9 protein-coding genes and 5 pseudogenes are annotated in these 16,303 nt (G+C 35.7%); 9 read left to right on the top strand and 5 right to left on the bottom strand.

Annotated features, from left to right (window positions below):
* Nucleotides 1–357 carry a TrbC/VirB2 family protein gene (locus OPR24_RS05950; RefSeq protein WP_265033153.1) on the bottom strand — a complete coding sequence of 119 codons (357 nt, stop codon included), beginning with the start codon at nucleotides 355–357 and terminating at the stop codon, nucleotides 1–3.
* Between the two features lie 21 nt (nucleotides 358–378).
* Nucleotides 379–735 (bottom strand): annotated as a pseudogene (locus OPR24_RS05945) (transposase); the annotation flags it as partial.
* Between the two features lie 73 nt (nucleotides 736–808).
* On the opposite strand from OPR24_RS05945, the pseudogene OPR24_RS05940 reads away from it, so the two are divergent.
* From OPR24_RS05940 to OPR24_RS05925, 4 genes and pseudogenes are all read left to right on the top strand, one after another.
* Nucleotides 809–1,820: pseudogene (locus OPR24_RS05940) on the top strand (IS630 family transposase).
* A gap of 1,011 nt (nucleotides 1,821–2,831) precedes the next feature.
* A complete protein-coding gene (locus tag OPR24_RS05935; protein WP_265033151.1) occupies nucleotides 2,832–4,226 on the top strand; it encodes a malonyl-CoA decarboxylase in 1,395 nt (464 codons plus the stop codon).
* A 75-nt stretch (nucleotides 4,227–4,301) separates the two neighbouring features.
* Complete coding sequence (gene lepA / locus OPR24_RS05930; RefSeq protein ID WP_265033149.1) at nucleotides 4,302–6,098, top strand: translation elongation factor 4; 1,797 nt, start codon at nucleotides 4,302–4,304, stop codon at nucleotides 6,096–6,098.
* Between the two features lie 1,192 nt (nucleotides 6,099–7,290).
* Nucleotides 7,291–8,302: pseudogene (locus OPR24_RS05925) on the top strand (IS630 family transposase).
* Between the two features lie 971 nt (nucleotides 8,303–9,273).
* Here OPR24_RS05925 and OPR24_RS05920 read toward each other — a convergent pair.
* Both OPR24_RS05920 and OPR24_RS05915 read right to left on the bottom strand, forming a co-directional pair.
* The gene (locus tag OPR24_RS05920) at nucleotides 9,274–9,684 is read right to left on the bottom strand and encodes a DUF1284 domain-containing protein (protein WP_320157119.1); all 411 of its coding nucleotides are present in this window, start codon (nucleotides 9,682–9,684) and stop codon (nucleotides 9,274–9,276) included.
* On the bottom strand, nucleotides 9,681–10,208 hold the full coding sequence (locus tag OPR24_RS05915; protein ID WP_265033146.1) for a biotin transporter BioY: 528 nt from the start codon (nucleotides 10,206–10,208) through the stop codon (nucleotides 9,681–9,683). The genes OPR24_RS05920 and OPR24_RS05915 overlap by 4 nt, the downstream gene beginning before the upstream one ends.
* A gap of 85 nt (nucleotides 10,209–10,293) precedes the next feature.
* Here OPR24_RS05915 and OPR24_RS05910 point away from each other — a divergent pair, with 85 nt between their 5' ends.
* Together OPR24_RS05910 and dapF are read left to right on the top strand one after the other, a co-directional pair.
* A complete protein-coding gene (locus OPR24_RS05910) occupies nucleotides 10,294–10,881 on the top strand; it encodes a nitroreductase family protein (protein ID WP_265033145.1) in 588 nt (195 codons plus the stop codon).
* The gene (dapF, locus tag OPR24_RS05905) at nucleotides 10,862–11,650 is read left to right on the top strand and encodes a diaminopimelate epimerase (RefSeq protein WP_265034018.1); all 789 of its coding nucleotides are present in this window, start codon (nucleotides 10,862–10,864) and stop codon (nucleotides 11,648–11,650) included. Before OPR24_RS05910 ends, dapF begins: the two co-directional genes overlap by 20 nt.
* A 426-nt stretch (nucleotides 11,651–12,076) precedes the next feature.
* Here dapF and OPR24_RS05900 read toward each other — a convergent pair.
* Nucleotides 12,077–13,085, bottom strand: a pseudogene (locus tag OPR24_RS05900) (IS630 family transposase).
* A gap of 502 nt (nucleotides 13,086–13,587) precedes the next feature.
* Here OPR24_RS05900 and OPR24_RS06655 point away from each other — a divergent pair.
* From OPR24_RS06655 to OPR24_RS05875, 3 genes and pseudogenes are all read left to right on the top strand, one after another.
* Nucleotides 13,588–14,502 (top strand): annotated as a pseudogene (locus OPR24_RS06655) (IS5 family transposase).
* Nucleotides 14,503–14,807: 305 nt separating this feature from the next.
* Nucleotides 14,808–15,701, top strand: a complete 894-nt coding sequence (locus tag OPR24_RS05880; protein ID WP_265033143.1) for an RNA polymerase factor sigma-32 — start codon at nucleotides 14,808–14,810, stop codon at nucleotides 15,699–15,701.
* Nucleotides 15,694–16,191: an invasion associated locus B family protein gene (locus tag OPR24_RS05875; protein ID WP_265033142.1), complete on the top strand. Its 498-nt coding sequence runs from the start codon at nucleotides 15,694–15,696 to the stop codon at nucleotides 16,189–16,191. Before OPR24_RS05880 ends, OPR24_RS05875 begins: the two co-directional genes overlap by 8 nt.
* Nucleotides 16,192–16,303 lie beyond the last annotated feature (112 nt).

Genomic DNA, 16,303 nt, shown 5'->3' with positions numbered 1-16,303 from the left:
CTATTGGTTCTTTTTTGTGTCTCCTGTTCCACATTGGTCCATCAAGGAAGTATTTCCAGTGCTGCCTATACCAACCATTACTTTTGTCACAATAGTTTTAGCACCGAAAAATACAGCACAAAATATACCGAGTGCAAAAAGAGCTGGCCATGGCATTCTACCAAATATCGCAAGCAAAGCTGCACCTATTATCACTACGGTCATAAGCGGTCCGCCTATTCCCCAAACGTAGCCAATAATATTACATATTACTTGAGCAGTTGTATCAGCATTAGTGTCAGAGGCAGCACTCCCAACATGAGAAAAAGAAATAAATAATACTATAAAAAGAATATTAAAAACTTTCCTAGGGTTCATCCCTATACCTTATACTAATTCTCATTGTTGGTCAGTCAAATAGGAGAAATTGCAGAGTTGTTTAATTGTGGAGCTGGCAAGAGAAGTAATAAATTTGCACAAAGCACCCTAAAGCAGAGCAATTGTATCGTATATTTTATTGCGCAAAATGTTCTGTTTTATGTATAACCAAAGCCTCTCAACAGGATTGAGTTCAGGTGAATATGGAGGTAGGTATATAATCTCAATATTTTTAGCTACCTTTAAATTTTTTGACTTATGCCAACTAGCACAGTCCATAACAAGAGCAGCTTCTCTTGTCCCTAGATATTGCGACATTTGCTCAAGAAATACATTCATGCAATCAGTGTTAACATTTGGTGCAAATAATAGCAATTCCTACTATACAAAGAACGGATAGACAATAATGGAAAAAAAGCCATACTAAAGTAAGTGAAGTAGCGAGGTATAAATGGCATTAAGATCAAAATTATTGGATGAAAAAGTAGTAGAATCAGCAAAAGAAATGCTGAAGAAAGTAAGGAACAATGTATATGTTTCAAAAAAACTAAATGCTGTAATTGCGGCAAAAAAGCATAGTATAACGGCTGTAGCAAAAATATATTGCATTTCAAGAAGCGCACTAACTTCGTGGATAAAACTCTTGAAATTTGGCAGAGAAGAAAAACTGTTTGCTCCTCTATCACGCCGTAGAAAAACTAAATTAAATCAGGCTCAACTACAGCAAATTGAAGCATGTATAGAAGAAAATCCTAATATTACCATTAAAGAAATGAGAATAAGAATCCAGGAAAAGTTCGGATTAAATATCAGCAAATCTACAGTACACCGCCATATGCAAAAGATGAAATTTTCATATATTACACCAAGACCAGTACACAACGTACAAGATAAAAGTAAACAAGAGGAATTCAAAAAAAAATCTCAATGAAGTTATTGGCAAGTATCCAGAAAAAGAGCTATTTTTCTTTGATGAATCAAGGTTTGGCACACATTCGAAAGTTGGGCATGGATGGTTTAAAAAAGGCACTAGGACTCGGGTTAAAATAAAATTAGGTAGGCATAATTTTTATCTCTACAGTGCAGTTAATCCTAAAAATGGAGAGAGTTTTAGCTTATTTGCACTAAATGTTAACACTGATTGCATGAATGTATTTCTTGAGCAAATGTCGCAATATCTAGGGACAAGAGAAGCTGTTCTTGTTATGGACTGTGCTAGTTGGCATAAGTCAAAAAATTTAAAGGTAGCTAAAAATATTGAGATTATATACCTACCTCCATATTCACCTGAACTCAATCCTGTTGAGAGGCTTTGGTTATACATAAAACAGAACATTTTGCGCAATAAAATATACGATACAATTGCTCTGCTTTAGGGTGCTTTGTGCAAATTTATTACTTCTCTTGCCAGCTCCACAATTAAACAACTCTGCAATTTCTCCTATTTGACTGACCAACAATGAGAATTGGTATGAGTAGCTGACACTGTACGAACATTGTCTATCAGGAAGGTGTCATGCAAGTAGCTGACACTGGTTCTTTTATGACGGTGTCATTCTAATCTGGAATCCAGGAAACTTAATTGCAAGTAATGCATTGGGTTTGGTAAGTATGGGTTTTGCGTTATAGAATGAAGCACTTTTGGTGAATTTGTAAAGAAAACTGGATTCCAGACTGGAATGACAAGTTCTCGGCAACCCCTACGTCATACCGCCGCGGTATCTCATCCGCTAACACGTAGCGGGATGACGATTGTCAAGGTGTCATCCCAGTGCCCAGACTACTTGGATCCAGAAAACTTAACTTTAAATAAGTGGCTGCATAATAAAGACTAGATTCCAGCGTCACGCGCTGGAATGACACCATTTTCGGTCTCTTAAATTGCTTTAGCTACAAACATTAAGAAATTTACCAAGCGGAAAAAAAGGCAAAAGAAGCTCCGTGGTGCGAGTTTTGACCCTATAATAATTTAAACTGGCGCTGTAATAATGTGCTAACGCTTAAAATAAGCGCGATTTGGCTGAATGTAGAAAAAATAAAAAAGACATGCAGCCGCTATAATTTTATGTAATCCGCCAAAAAATACCCTAAGTTTTTTACTGAATTTTGTCATTGAGCCTGCAGGTCAAAAACAAGTTTTGAGTCATAAATACACTTATTACCATAATAAGGGGACTGGCGGAGTTTGTCAAGGAAGTTTTTTGTTTCTACTGAATGACAGTTGTGGCTTGGGAGGTAGTGCAAGAAGTCTATTGTATTACTGAATTATTAATAATTCAGTAATAGTGCCTGCTATGTAGCTAAAATTTTCCTTTAACTTAAGCTATATGTAGCTAAAATAACTTGGGTTTACCGACGATTTGACAAACGACAAATTCGTCATCACGCTGCTTGTTAGCGGGATCTAGAGATACCACGGCGGTATGACGTAGGGAAACCTGACTTGCATTAGCCATGTATAATAAAGGAAATCTATGACAAAAGAATCATTGGTAAAAACTGATATAGTGAAAGTTGAAGACAAAAAAGCGGTAAGAAGCTTTTTTAAAATACTAGGTGAAGTGGCAGATGCTGTAAGATCGTGGATTGGTAACATCGGTCCTGATTTAAGCAACAGTCGCGATATCGATAGTTTAGTCTTGAAGATGAACGAGTGCTTAAATCCAAAGGGAGGGGAGGTTTCAGCACGTAAGAATGCTGTATCTCTTGGTAATTTGTACTTAAGCTTATCAGAGAAAGGTAAAATAAAATTTCTGCAAACCCTGGCAGAAAAATTTAGTCTACATAAAGAAGAAATAGATGAGAAAATAAAAGAGTACAAGAAAAATCAAGATCCCGAGTTAAACTATAAATTTGAACAGGATTTAATAAAAATTCTTGAATCACCGCGTTCTAAAATATTGAAGCAATTTATTTCTCTACCAGAAGGCCTCAAGTTTATTGTTGATATGCGTTCTGATGTGCTTAAGCTAAAGAACCAATATAGAAGTTTGAATCCACTAGAGAATGAATTAAAAAATATACTCTATACTTGGGTTGATGTTGATCTACTCGATCTTCGTCAAATCACCTGGGATTCACCTGCATCATTGCTAGAAAAACTTATAAAATATGAAGCTGTGCATAAAATTTCCTCTTGGGATGACTTAAAAAACAGACTAGATTCTGATCGTCTCTGTTTTGCTTTCTTTCATTACAAAATACCAAACGAACCTCTAATTTTTGTAGAGGTTGCATTGGTGAATAAGATTGCAGATAGCATTCAACACCTTTTAGATGAAGCAGTACCTTCAAGTGATCCAAGTAGTGCAAGCACTGCTATATTCTACTCAATATCAAATACTCAAGCAGGGTTATCTGGAATCAGCCTTGGTAATTTTTTGATCAAAAGGGTTGTAGAAAAGCTATCGCAAGAGTTTAAAAGTATAAAAACATACGCAACTCTTTCTCCAATACCTGGCTTTACGAAATGGCTAAAAAACAATCTAAACCAAGATGTCACTTTATTGGGCAAACTAAATATAAAACAATCTAGTGCAGAAATTTTAGAAAGTGCAGAGCAATTAAAAATTAACGTTGAATGTGAAAAACAGTGCTTGCTTAAACTATGTGCATATTACTTGCTCAAGGTTAAGAGCAATAATGGAAGTGCCTATGATCCAGTGGCGCATTTTCATTTAAGCAATGGTGCATCGATAAAACAATTAAACTGGATGGCGGATACTTCTGAAAAGGGTATTAGTCAGTCGGCTGGGATGATGGTAAATTATCTGTATGAGTTGCCTAAAATAGATAATAATCATGAAAACTATATGGTTAATAAAGTGATTTCCTGCTCGAAAAAAGTGTCGTTTATGTTGAAGGAGTAAATAGTCTCTTAATAAATAATTGCCCTCACAACACTTAAAATGTAAAATGGTTCTACTTAAATAAAATAGCCATAAATGAACAACATAAGAAATTTTGCAATAATAGCGCATATAGACCACGGTAAGTCAACGCTTGCTGACCGTTTAATAGAGAAATGTAACGGCCTTGAAGCAAGAGAAATGACCAATCAAGTGCTTGATTCGATGGATATAGAACGCGAACGTGGGATTACAATTAAAGCACAGACGGTAAGGCTCAACTATACTGCAAATGATGGTAATCAATATTGCTTAAATCTCATGGACACTCCAGGTCATGTTGACTTTTCGTATGAAGTAAGTCGAAGTTTAGCAGCGTGTGAAGGCTCACTTTTAGTGGTAGATAGCAGTCAAGGTGTTGAAGCTCAGACTCTTGCAAATGTATACAAGGCAATTGACAACAATCATGAAATAATAGTTGTACTCAATAAAGTTGATCTCCCTGCTGCAGATCCAGAAAAGGTAAAACTCCAGGTTGAGGAAGTAATTGGCATTGACGCAAGTGAGTCAGTTTTAATATCAGCCAAGACTGGTCTGGGAATAAGGGATGTATTAGAAGCTATAGTGACAAAACTTCCAGCTCCTCAAGGTGATGTGAATGCTCCACTACAGGCAATTTTAGTTGATAGTTGGTATGACACTTATTTGGGAGTAGTAATTTTAGTACGAATTAAAAATGGAGTGCTAAAAAAGGGCATGAAGATTGTTATGATGTCTAATAACTCTACATACCAAGTGGACAATATCGGTATTTTTACTCCTAAAAAAGTAATGACAGGTGAACTCTCAGCAGGTGAAGTTGGTTTTATCACTGCTTCAATGAAGGAAGTTGCAGACTGTAGAGTGGGAGACACTATTACTGAAGAGAAAAGACCGTGCAGCGAGGCATTGCCTGGTTTTAAAGAAGTGCACCCTGTGGTATTTTGTAGTATTTTTCCTAATAAAACGGACGACTTTAAATATTTAAGAGAAGCACTGGAAAAATTACATTTGAATGATGCAAGTTTTACTTTTGAAGCAGAAACTTCAAATGCGCTAGGCTATGGATTTCGTTGTGGTTTTTTGGGAATGTTGCATCTTGAAGTTATTCAAGAAAGGCTCGAGAGAGAATTTGATTTAGATCTAACAGCAACTGCACCGAGTGTTATATATAAGGTTACAACGCAAGGTGGTGAAGTTCTTAGCATTCATAATCCTAGTGACATGCCAGATCCAACAAAGATTGAAATGGTAGAAGAGCCGTGGATTACTGCAACCATAATGTTCCCTGACCAATATTTAGGTGAGATTCTATCATTATGTGAAGAGAGGAGGGGAGAACAGGAAGATTTATCTTACATTGGTAACACAACAACAGCATTGTTAAGATATAAGTTACCACTGTCTGAAGTTGTTTTTGACTTTTATGATCGATTAAAATCAATTTCCAGGGGGTATGCAAGTTTGGATTGGGAAATTTCCAGCTATCTGGTAAGTCAAATAGATAAATTAAGCTTTTTAATTAATGGAGAGCCCGTAGATGCACTGGCTTGTATCGCTCACAAAAGCAGAGCAGAAAAAAGGGGGCGTGAAATATGCGCACGCTTGAAGGATCTAATACCACGTCAGCAATATAAAATCGCGATTCAAGCTGCAGTGGGCGGAAAAATTATTGCCAGAGAAACGATTAATCCATATAGAAAAGATGTAACAGCTAAACTCTATGGTGGAGATGTGACACGAAGAATGAAACTGCTTGAAAAGCAAAAGAAGGGTAAAAAAAGGTTGCATTCTATAGGGAACGTAAATATTCCACAGAATGCTTTTATTCAAGCTTTGAAGATAAGTGATTGATCTTAAAAGACTTCTTGTATAGTTTTTGGCAACAACCGTTAGAAACGAAAAAACTTACTTGACACCCTTCGCCAGCCCCCTTATCATTATACTGAAGATATTCATTTATCTTCAATCTGTGCAGATTAAACGATAACAGTATTACGTGATTGGCGTCTTATTTTTAATTTTTTGCACTATGTGCACCCTATGTCTTCACAACATTTCTGGGTTTTTACCCATATAAGCTGAAACGCGCTTATAAGTCGTTTAAGACAGTATAGTACGCCGATTTGCAGGATTAGAGAGTGACAACTAGCTAACACGGGATTTCTTTTGCCTTTTTTTCTGCTTAGTAAATTTCTTAAACATTTAAACTAAGGTGAGTTGCACTTAAAAGCAGCTAAATTGCAGTGTTTAAGACTTAAAAAAACGCCAATACAGAAAATAGAAAATAGACAATGACAAGGGCTTCTTTTGCCTTTTTTTTATTTGCCTAATGTTTGTAGCTAAAGCAATTTAAGAGACCGAAAATGGTGTCATTCCAGCGCGTGACGCTGGAATCTAGTCTTTATTATGCAGCCACTTATTTAAAGTTAAGTTTCCTGGATCCAAGTAGTCAGGGCACTGGGATGACACCTTGACGATTTGAAGAATCGTCATCCCGCTGCTTGTTAGCGGGATCTATGCTAAGAGATACCGCGAATGAATCGCGGTATGACGTAGAGTCAGCGTTAGCCATAACACAACACTTTTATACTCACCAACTCAGTATCCAATCTGGATTCCAGCGTCAAGCACTGGAATGACACCGAAGGGGCTACTCGGATGACACCGTCTTGGATGGAAACCAGTGCCAGCTATTTGCATAACACCCTCCTTTTTCCTGGATCCAAGTAGTCAAGCTACTCGGATGACATCTTTTTTCTTGGTACAATTACTCTTATATCTCAATGTTCGTACAGTTATGTGTCAGCTACTTTCATGACATCGTTGTAACGTTGTACCATATTAGAATGTTCGTGCAGTTGTGTGTCAACTACTTTTGTGGCACCGTTTGTTATTCAATCTTTATGCTAGCTTTACTAAAAATTATAGTATTTTAGGTATAATTGCAATATCTAAATTTAATACCAATTCCCACTATACAAAGAACGGATAGACAATAATGGGAAAAAAGCCATACTAAAGTAAGTGAAGTAGCGAGGTATAAATGGCATTAAGATCAAAATTATTGGATGAAAAAGTAGTAGAATCAGCAAAAGAAATGCTGAAGAAAGTAAGGAACAATGCATATGTTTCAAAAAAACTAAATGCTGTAATTGCGGCAAAAAAGCATAGTATAACGGCTGTAGCAAAAATATATTGAATTTCAAGAAGCGCACTAACTTCGTGGATAAAACTCTTGAAATTTGGCAGAGAAGAAAAACTGTTTGCTCCTCCATCACGCCGTAGAAAAACTAAATTAAATCAGGCTCAACTACAGCAAATTGAAGCATGTATAGAAGAAAATCCTAATATTACCATTAAAGAAATGAGAATAAGAATCCAGGAAAAGTTCGGATTAAATATCAGCAAATCTACAGTACACCGCCATATGCAAAAGATGAAATTTTCATATATTACACCAAGACCAGTACACAACGTACAAGATAAAAGTAAACAAGAGGAATTCAAAAAAAAATCTCAATGAAGTTATTGGCAAGTATCCAGAAAAAGAGCTATTTTTCTTTGATGAATCAAGGTTTGGCACACATTCGAAAGTTGGGCATGGATGGTTTAAAAAAGGCACTAGGACTCGGGTTAAAATAAAATTAGGTAGGCATAATTTTTATCTCTACAGTGCAGTTAATCCTAAAAATGGAGAGAGTTTTAGCTTATTTGCACTAAATGTTAACACTGATTGCATGAATGTATTTCTTGAGCAAATGTCGCAATATCTAGGGACAAGAGAAGCTGTTCTTGTTATGGACTGTGCTAGTTGGCATAAGTCAAAAAATTTAAAGGTAGCTAAAAATATTGAGATTATATACCTACCTCCATATTCACCTGAACTCAATCCTGTTGAGAGGCTTTGGTTATACATAAAACAGAACATTTTGCGCAATAAAATATACGATACAATTGCTCTGCTTTAGGGTGCTTTGTGCAAATTTATTACTTCTCTTGCCAGCTCCACAATTAAACAACTCTGCAATTTCTCCTATTTGACTGACCAACAATGAGAATTGGTATGAGTAGCTGACACTGTACGAACATTGTCTATCAGGAAGGTGTCATGCAAGTAGCTGACACTGGTTCTTTTATGACGGTGTCATTCTAATCTGGAATCCAGGAAACTTAATTGCAAGTAATGCATTGGGTTTGGTAAGTATGGGTTTTGCGTTATAGAATGAAGCACTTTTGGTGAATTTGTAAAGAAAACTGGATTCCAGACTGGAATGACAAGTTCTCGGCAACCCCTACGTCATACCGCCGCGGTATCTCATCCGCTAACACGTAGCGGGATGACGATTGTCAAGGTGTCATCCCAGTGCCCAGACTACTTGGATCCAGAAAACTTAACTTTAAATAAGTGGCTGCATAATAAAGACTAGATTCCAGCGTCACGCGCTGGAATGACACCATTTTCGGTCTCTTAAATTGCTTTAGCTACAAACATTAAGAAATTTACCGAGTGAAAAAAAGGCAAAAGAAGCCCCATGGTTGGCTAGTTATTTATATGTACTTCAAAATATTGGCGTTTTTTGTTCTAAACGCTGCAATTTAGCTGCTTTTAAATGCGACTAACCTAAATTATAAACGTTAAGAAATTTACTGAGCGGAAAAAAAGGCAAAGAAACCCCAGGGTAGCTAGTATTCAAATTCTCCCTTGTCTATTTGACGTCTTTTACTGTCTTAAACGCTTTATAAGCGCGTTTCGGCTTGTATAGGTAGAAACCTAAAGTTTTATAAAGACATGAGGTGCACATAGTGCAAAAAATTAAGCATGATTTACGCCAAATACATTAAGTTTTTTTGTCATTAATCCACTGCAGAGATTGCGAAGATAAATAAATAGCTTCAGTGTTGTGATAAGGGGGCTGGCGGAGTTTGTCAAGCAAGTTTTTGTTTCTACTGAATGACAGTTGTGGCTTGGGAGGTAGTGCAAGAAGTCTATTTCCACAAAAATGCTTCAATTTATCTTAACATTTTGTCAACTACCTTTATAGGAATGACAATTTAAAAGGGCATTTTTACATATTCCATATGGCTGCCAGTTGCACCCCTCACATGCGTAATCAAATTTCTTTAAAGACATTTTCTCTCTGATCTTTTTTACCGCCTCATTCCAAGTTAAAGTCTCGCCAATTTTTATTCCTAAAATTCCCATATGCCTTCTATCTAGCTCTAAAACTTTAGCTTGTGTGGTGCATTTACCTTGTTTAATCTGGTTTGGGCAAGCACTACAAATACTATCAAGATTGCCGACTACTTTGATTTGAGTGTTAGAATCACTAATTACTTTGCTTGCTATCTTTTTATAATTTTCTACAAAACCCTGAGAATACCCATATCCCCGAAACGCGAGGGTGCACATGAAATGATGAGGGCGGAATTTTATCATTTTTTCAAATATTGCAAAGCTGCTACAAGTAGAAAAATTTTTACCAAACCAGGAAGGATAAATGGTAAAACACCCACCATTATTGCTTGTCCCAGACCCAAGTAAACAGCAAGCCAACTAACACCACAAATAAAGATTACAACTGTACCAGCCAGACAACTTAAAGAATTACACACAAATGATTTATATTTAGAGTTCAGTAATTCATTTACTTTGCTCATTACCATAACAGCAACTAAACAGCCAATTAAATATCCACCTGTTGGTCCGAGAAAAATGTGATAACCACCAGAAAAATTCGCAAAAACAGGAAATCCTGCTGCACCAAGTGATAGATATGTAAGCACAGAATAGAATGCTGTTCTGCGGTTAAATTTAAGCCCAATAAGCATTACTCCTAAAGTTTGCAATGTGATAGGCACAGGCTGCAATGGTACGCTTATTTGAGCCATCAAGAATAAAAGTAAAACGCAAGACAATATTTCAGCCAGTGTTAATCTGCTACTAGATTGTGTTATAAACATACCTTCCCAATAAAAATAACTTATTAAATATAATATATGTGTATAAGAGGTTTTGCAATTTAAATTTTGCTCATATTGTGCTACAATGAATTATTTATGCACTATTAAATTAAAAATGATGAGTAAACAAGATCTATTATCGTTGATGAAAGCAAGACACAGCGGACGTTCATACGATACTACAAGAGCAATATCTCAGGAAGACATGTATATTTTAATGGAAGCTGTAAGGCTGACTCCCTCATGTTTTGGTGATGAACCTTGGAGATATGTGATATGCAACAAACAGAACAATCAAAGCGCATGGGAAAAGCTGCTAAATTGTCTTGATGAATCTAATCAAAAATGGGCAAAAGATGCACAAGTGTTAATCATATCTTTAAGTGCTAAAAACTTCCGTAAACGAGGTAAAGGAGAAAATCTTTGGGCTAGTCATGATACTGGTGCAGCAAATTATGCACTTATGCTACAGGCTGCATCTGTGAACTTAATGGCTCATCAAATGGGTGGATTTGATAGAGATAAAATAGTAGAAAGATTCAACATATCCGATGATTTTAATGTAATGTCAATGATAGCGGTTGGTTACGAAGAAGAGGGCGCTGAAACAAGTAAGAAAAAAAGAAGACCAATAGAAGAAATATTTTTTTATGATGAGTGGCCAAGGTCCTAAAAATTTTATCAAGATGCACGGTACTGGCAATAATTTTGTTATCATAGACTCATGTTCAACAAACAATTTAGACTGGAACTATAGACAAATTGCTGATCAAAGCAGTTGTGATCAAGTGATAATTATAACAATGTCTAATGCTGCAGACTGCTTTATACATATCTATAATGCTGATGGTAGTCGAGCTGAAATGTGCGGAAACGCAGCACGCTGTGTTGGATATTTGATAATGTCAGAAAAAGGTACTGAGTATATCACTATTGAGCTGGTAAACAAACGCATTTTAGAGTGTTTTAAAGTTGGTGATAAATCCATAAAGGTTAACATGGGTAAACCTTTGCTAAAATGGCATGAAATTCCCTTGTCTACTGAGTGTGACACTCTTCACTTACCTATAGAACTTGAAATGCTAAAAGATCCTGTTGCAGTAAATATTGGTAACCCTCATATAGTTTTTTTTGTTGATAACATAAGTGAAATACCATTGCGAAATTTAGGACCAAAGCTAGAAAATCACGTACTATTTCCTCAGAAAATTAATATTAGTATTGCACAAGTTGAAAAGTCTGGAGAAATAGCTTTAAGAGTTTGGGAAAGAGGTACAGGCATTACTGCATCATGCGGTAGTGCAGCCTGTGCAGCACTTGTTGCATCCACACTACGTGGATATCTGACTGCCCAACAGACTTCAGTAGATTTACCAGGAGGTAAGTTATTAATCGAATGGGCAAATAACGTATTCATGACCGGTGATATAGGATTTTTGTGATAATTGTTTTCACAGTGCAAAACTACTTGACAAACTCCGCCAGCCCCCTTATCATAACACTGAAGCTATTTATTTATCTTCGCAATCTCTGCAGTGGATTAATGACAAAAAAACTTAATGTATTTGGCGTAAATCATGCTTAATTTTTTGCACTATGTGCACCTCATGTCTTTATAAAACTTTTAGGTTTCTACCTATACAAGCCGAAACGCGCTTATAAAGCGTTTAAGACAGTAAAAGACGTCAAATAGACAAGGGAGAATTTGAATACTAGCTACCCTGGGGTTTCTTTGCCTTTTTTTCCACTTAGTAAATTTCTTAACGTTTATAATTTAGGTTAACTGCATTTAAAAGCAGCTGAATCGCAGCGTTTAGAATAAAAAAACGCCATACTTGAAAGTATAATGTAAGTAATACCAATTCTCATTATTGGTCAGTCAAATAGGAGAAATTGCAGAGTTGTTTAATTGTGGAGCTGGCAAGAGAAGTAATAAATTTGCACAAAGCACCCTAAAGCAGAGCAATTGTATCGTATATTTTATTGCGCAAAATGTTCTGTTTTATATATAACCAAAGCCTCTCAACAAGATTTAGCTCAGGTGAATATGTAGGTAGGTATATAATGTCGATATTTTTAGGTACCTTTAAATTTTTTGACCTATGCCAACTAGCACAGTCCATAACGAGAAAAGCCTCTCGTGTTTCTAGATATTGCGACATCTGCTCAAGAAATATGTTCATGCAATCAGTGTTGACATTTGGTGCAAATAAGCTAGAACTCTCTCCATTTCTAGGATTAACCGCACTATAGAGATAGAAATTTTGCCTAACTAATTTTGTTTTAACCTGTGTTCTAATCCCCTTTTTGAACCACCCATGTCCAACCTTTGAATGTGTGCCAAACCTTGATTCATCAAAGAAAAATAGCTCTTTTTCTGGATACTTGCTAATAGCTCCATTGAGATTTTTTTTTGAATTCCTCTTGTTTGCTTTTATCTTGTCCATTATGAACTGGTCTGGGTGTAATATATGAGAATTTCATCTTTTGCATATAGCGGTGTACTGTAGATTTGCTGATATTTAATCCGAACTTTTCCTGGATTCTTATTCTCATTTCTTTAATGGTAATATTAGGATTTTCTTCTATCCACTCTTCAATTTGCCGTAGTTGATCCTGATTTAATTTAGTTTTTCTACGCCGTTGTGGAGGAGTAAACAGTTTTTCTTTTCTGCCAAATTTCAAGAGTTTTACCCACGAAGTTAGTGCGCTTCTTGAAATGCAATATATTTTTGCTACAGCCGCTATATTGTGCTTTTTTGCTGCAATTACAGCATTTAGTTTTTTTGAAACATATGCATTGTTCCTTACTTTCTTCAGCATTTCTTTTGCTGATTCTACTACTTTTTCATCCAATAATTTTAATCTTAATGCCATTTATACCTCAACTATTTTACTTGCTTCATTATGGCTTTTCTTCCATCATTGTCCATCTGTTTGCCTTGTAATGGGAATTAGTATAACTAGCCAACCACGGGGCTTCTTTTGCCTTTTTTTTCCATTTGGTAAATTTCTTAAATATTTATGGCTAACATGAACTGGGCAGTGCGTGACGCTATCCAAGATGATGTCATTCCAGTGCTTGACACTGGAATCTAGTTCTTATTGTACATTTATTTGGTGTAGAGTTAAGTTTCCTGGATCCCAGTGTCTGGGCACTGGGATGACACCCTGACAATCGTCATCCCGCTGCTTGTTAGTGGGATCTGCTGAGATACCATGGCGGCATGACGCAGAGCTCGCGTTAGCTATACTTTTATACTCACCGACTCAGTATCCAATCAAAATTCCTAGATCCCAGTGGGCTTTGTTGCATAGCAGCAGAAAAACTAGTGATTACTGACTAAATTCATTATAAAATGACGATTTAAGGATAAATATGCCACAAAAAATGAGAGTCAGTAACCATAGAGAATATAACAAATTTCTAGAAAAAAGAGGAAATATTTTTCATTATATTAACGAAGCCATAGAAAATTGGTATGAAATTGGGCCAAAAATGCAGGGTAGCAACTATATTTATAGTGATAAAGTTGTAATTTTGGTGCATATAATCGTTAATCTTTTTAGAATTGGCTTAAGACAAACAGTCGGGTTTATAAAATGATATTTGCAACAAATAGGAAGAGATTTGCAGCTATTTACAAGCATCAAAAGAAACTTGATATTAAGATCAATGATTGCAGAGTTGATAAAAATAACATGGAAGATATCGAAATTGCTATAGACAGTGCAGGCATTAGTATATACAACAACACACAGCAAAGAAAATAGCAAAGATAGAGAGTACCGCGGCTATAAACAAGTAAGAAAATTGCACATAATGTTGAGCAAACAAGTCATAGCTACAAAATACAGTAATGGCGTTTACTCTGATCACTATGGAGCATTGGGGAAATTTGATGTTAAATATGCTATAAAAGCACTATATGCAGATAGGGCATATGATAGAAAAAAGCTCTATAAGCTGTGTAATCAATATGGCATAAAAACGAAAATTCCTCCGAAAAACAACGCAGCAGAGCATCCAAAATTGGATTATATGCTTGATAGAAATGCCGCTATTCAGTTAATGAAATTACATGGTGAGAATGGTATAAAAAGATGGAAAGAAGAAGTAAATTACGGAAAAAGATCGTATATTGAAGGATTTTTCTCAAGGTTGAAGCGAATATTTGGGTTTAGTTTTAAGAATAAATCTGAGACAAGTAGAGAGAAGGAACTACTTATTAAATGCTACTTAATGAACACATTTACTGCAATTAGTATGCCTAAATTTGAAATAGTCGCATAAAATTATTTACTCTGGAAAAAACTTACGTTGCTATGCAACAAAGCCCACTGGGATCTAGAAAAAAGAAATGTGGATTCCAGTGTCAAGGCACTGGAATAACACCACTTACTACGTATTTAAACTATAATGTTCATCATTACACGCTGGCAGGATGTCATATATAGTGTTACCCAGGTAGCTGTGCTGGGGCTTATCGTCTTTAAGATCCCAATTAGATAGAAGTTTTGTACTTTTTTCAAATCAAAGCTTGAATTTTTGCTGGCAAATCAATATATTATATATATGAAGTTTTAATTTAAGTTGTTATGTTGACCCCAATGGCAAGCTTATGTGTTGATAGCAGAACCAATCTCATGCAATATATTGCTAGAGTGCAAAAATTTCCTATGCTGTCTCAAGAGGAAGAGGTACTATTAGCAAAAAATTGGAACCAATATAAGGATATTTCTTCTGCTCATAAATTGATTACCAGCCATTTGAATTTGGTAGTAAAAATTGCAATGAAATTCAAAAATTATGGACTATTGTTGATGGACCTGGTCATGGAAGGGAATCTGGGTTTAATGCATGCAGTGAAAAAGTTTAATCCTGATTTAGGGTTTCGTTTTTCAACTTATGCAGTGTGGTGGATTGAAGCTTCAATAAAAGACTTTATATTGAAATCTTGGTCGTTCGTGAAAATAGGCACGACGCAAGCACAAAGAAGACTATTTTTTAGTTTACGTAAAATAAAAAAAAGAATTTTACAGTATACAAACAGGGAAACTTTAAGCAATGAAGAAATAAAAGCAATATCTAATGAGCTTTCTGTATCCGAAGGAGACGTTCTGCAGATGAATTACCGTTTGGCTTGTAAGGATCAGTCGCTAAACGATTGCATAAAAATAGGTGATGACTCTAAAAGGGAGTTGCAAGATATGATCCCATGTAACTTGGTCAGTCAAGAAGTAACCTATCAGAATCATGAAGAAAAAGAATTAAAAGAAACAATTTTAAACAATGCACTAGCAAGCCTTAACGAGAGGGCAAGAGACATTTTTATTAGTAGATACTTGTGTGAAAACACTCAAACTCTGGATGAACTTAGTAAAAAATATTGTGTTTCAAGAGAAAGAATAAGACAGTTAGCTGAGCAGGCGATGGCCAAGGTAAAACGATATATACAATCTGAAAGTTTGAAATTTGGTTTGCATGCGTAGTTTTTTTATATTTCTAATATTTTTTTCAATAGGCGCTTTTGCATCGGTTAGTGATGTGCAATTGAAGGAAAAATACAAAGATTGGCTTGTATATACTGCATCAGAAGATAGAGAGAAAGTGTGTTACATTGTATCTTACCCTAAGACAAAAAGCGAGCATTATACAACCAATCGCAAGCCGTATGTAATGGTCAGTTATGTTGATAAAAAAGCAGATGAGGTAAGCGTTACCTCTGGTTTTCAGTATGATAAGGAGCCTGTAGCTCTCAATATCGACAAAAAAATTAAATATACACTGCCTATAATACAGGGAAGTTTTGCGTGGGCAGAGCATACAAAAATAGATCAAGATCTCATTCTAAAAATGAAGCAGGGATTATCAATGGTAGTGAATGGAAAAGCAAAAACAGTAACCACTGATGATACTTATTCCCTACTTGGTTTTCAAAAAGCGTATCAAAAAATGCATGATTTATGCCATACAAAGTAAATCATTGTAACAGAATACCAAGCTATAGTATAAACTAGACTACTCTTTCAATGGAAATATAAATAGCACTTTACTTTATATGGGATGTGGATATCATTTAAAATATATTTTT

It is taken from the genome of Wolbachia endosymbiont (group A) of Sicus ferrugineus, assembly GCF_947251515.1.
Taxonomy (GTDB): domain Bacteria; phylum Pseudomonadota; class Alphaproteobacteria; order Rickettsiales; family Anaplasmataceae; genus Wolbachia.
The sequence above is the reverse complement of the archived record's forward strand: the minus strand, read 5'-3'. Positions and strand labels throughout refer to the sequence as shown.

Bases quoted from the DNA above. Each gene is read 5' to 3' on its own strand.
- OPR24_RS05950 (WP_265033153.1), bottom strand. From the start codon at position 357: ATGAACCCTAGGAAAGTTTTTAATATTCTTTTTATAGTATTATTTATT.
- OPR24_RS05935 (WP_265033151.1), top strand. From the start codon at position 2,832: ATGACAAAAGAATCATTGGTAAAAACTGATATAGTGAAAGTTGAAGAC.
- lepA (WP_265033149.1), top strand. From the start codon at position 4,302: ATGAACAACATAAGAAATTTTGCAATAATAGCGCATATAGACCACGGT.
- OPR24_RS05920 (WP_320157119.1), bottom strand. From the start codon at position 9,684: ATGATAAAATTCCGCCCTCATCATTTCATGTGCACCCTCGCGTTTCGG.
- OPR24_RS05915 (WP_265033146.1), bottom strand. From the start codon at position 10,208: ATGTTTATAACACAATCTAGTAGCAGATTAACACTGGCTGAAATATTG.
- OPR24_RS05910 (WP_265033145.1), top strand. From the start codon at position 10,294: ATGAATTATTTATGCACTATTAAATTAAAAATGATGAGTAAACAAGAT.
- dapF (WP_265034018.1), top strand. From the start codon at position 10,862: ATGAGTGGCCAAGGTCCTAAAAATTTTATCAAGATGCACGGTACTGGC.
- OPR24_RS05880 (WP_265033143.1), top strand. From the start codon at position 14,808: ATGTTGACCCCAATGGCAAGCTTATGTGTTGATAGCAGAACCAATCTC.
- OPR24_RS05875 (WP_265033142.1), top strand. From the start codon at position 15,694: ATGCGTAGTTTTTTTATATTTCTAATATTTTTTTCAATAGGCGCTTTT.